We start from the raw sequence: 1,833 nt of genomic DNA on the forward strand, positions 1-1,833 counted from the left end.
CGACCGCGCGCCGCACGCGGGCGTCCAGACTGCCCAGCCCTTCCGCCCGGTCAGTGGCGGTCAGCAGCGCGGCGAGCCGCTGGCGTACCCAGGGGGCCAGGACCTGCTGCAGCCGGTGCGGCCAGGCCTGCTCGGCGGCCTCGGCGGCGAAGCACAGCGCCGAGGCCAGCCGGGCCAGGCGGTCATCGACGTCGGGCCACTGTCCACCGGCTCGACCGGTGTGGTCGGGTAGCGCTGTGGCGTGACGACGGGCGACGTACTCGACGGTCGCGCGCAGCGCCCCGCTGGCGGCAAGATCGACATCCTGTCGGTTGTCGCACCACGACCAGTCGCTCTGATGCCTCAGCATCTCCCGCGCGTAGGGATCGCGCAGCGCTTCCTCGCCGTGGTCGCCGTGTGGGGGACGGGTGGCCGCATCGACCACCTCGGCGGCGAACAGCAACGCTTCGGCGTACCTTGTCGGTGCCGACGACACATCCACCCGCGTCACCTCCCCCTTGCGGTGACACGATGCCACAACCATGCGACTCACCACGGTGCTGCCGGCGGCATTCGCATGCTGCAAAGGGGATGCGGCCCTACTCTCCCTACGTGATGGAACTACCCCTGGAGTCCGCGTTCGCGGTCTTCGACGCCCAGGACTCGGGGTGTGTCTCCTACGGCGTCGAGGCGTCCGGACGCCGCTGGTTCGTCAAGACAGCCACCACCGCGCAGAGCCGCCGTTCCTTGCTGCGGGCCGCCCGGTTCCACGCTGCGGTCCGACACGAGGCGATCGTGCGCCCCGAGCACGTCCTCGACGGGCCGACGCTGGTCTACCCGTGGCATGACGGCAGCGTGCTGAACCACGCCACCACCCACGGCTCGGACCGCAGCGCCCTGCACCGGTTCCAGCAACTACCCCTGCGCGAAGTGCAGGCGGCCATCGGCACCATCCTCGACGCGCACGTGGCCATCACCGCCGCCGGCTTCGTCGCGGTCGACCTCTACGACGGCTGCTTCCTCTACGACTTCCACGCCCGCCAACTACGCCTGATCGATCTCGACGAGTACCGGCCAGGACCGTTCACCCTCGACACCGACCGCCTCCCCGGATCCCGCCGCTACATGGCCCCCGAGGAATTCGTCCGCGGCGCCGTCATCGACCAGCGCACCACCGTCTACACCCTCGGCCGCGCCATCCACCACGTCCTCGACTCCCCACACGGCTGGCGTGGTTCCCGCCATCAACAACAGGTAGCTGTACGGGCCACCACCAGGACACCCGCCGACCGATACCCCGACGTGGCAGCACTCGCCGCAGCCTGGCGCAGCACCCTGCCGAACCCGTAACGCGCGCCGAGGCCTGTGACAGTGGTGGCGCACCTCCTGAGCGGAAAGATCCCGACTCAGGGGACTCGCGGGAGGGCAAGCTGCGAGAGCGGGTCCAGCGCAGCCCGTTACTGATCCGGGCGCTGAGCGTCGTGCGGGACTCATCCCGAACGCTGACCCTGCGTCGGCGTCTTGACCTGAGCCAGCGAACGAAGCTCGCGGAGAGTTGCCGCCGCGCCGCGCTACTGCCGGCCGCGGGTCCAGGGCCGGCGGAGCGCATACCATGATCTTCGATGATGTGCGCAGTGTGTGCTCTCCAGCGGATGCCAACCCGGGTCAACCGGTGCCAACGCGGGTCACCGCGGCGACCGGCGGTCGCAAACCGGGGTTCGTGTGCTCGGGGTGTGGTCCTGGGCTGGGAGAACGGGGGCCCGGGTGACGCGGGTGAACATGGGCCACTCCCTGCCACCCCAGGTGAACCCGCAGGTCGCTAGACTAGGCCCTCGCGCCCTCGTAGCTCAGGGG

General features: G+C 70.3%; 2 protein-coding genes. One reads left to right on the forward strand and one right to left on the reverse strand.

What is annotated here, in order from left to right:
- Positions 1-442: hypothetical protein (locus AB0G14_RS35495; protein ID WP_357705162.1), on the reverse strand; the 442-nt coding region annotated here is incomplete at its 3' end.
- A 152-nt stretch (positions 443-594) separates the two neighbouring features.
- Here AB0G14_RS35495 and AB0G14_RS35500 point away from each other — a divergent pair.
- Entirely contained in the window at positions 595-1,329 is a 735-nt protein-coding gene (locus tag AB0G14_RS35500) for a serine/threonine protein kinase (protein ID WP_357705164.1), read from the forward strand.
- Positions 1,330-1,833 lie beyond the last annotated feature (504 nt).

The sequence above is a fragment of the Micromonospora sp. NPDC023814 genome (assembly GCF_040639595.1).
Classification (GTDB): Bacteria; Actinomycetota; Actinomycetes; order Mycobacteriales; family Micromonosporaceae; genus Micromonospora.

Excerpts from the sequence above, each read along its gene's own strand:
- AB0G14_RS35500 (WP_357705164.1), top strand. The coding sequence starts at position 595 with ATGGAACTACCCCTGGAGTCCGCGTTCGCGGTCTTCGACGCCCAGGAC.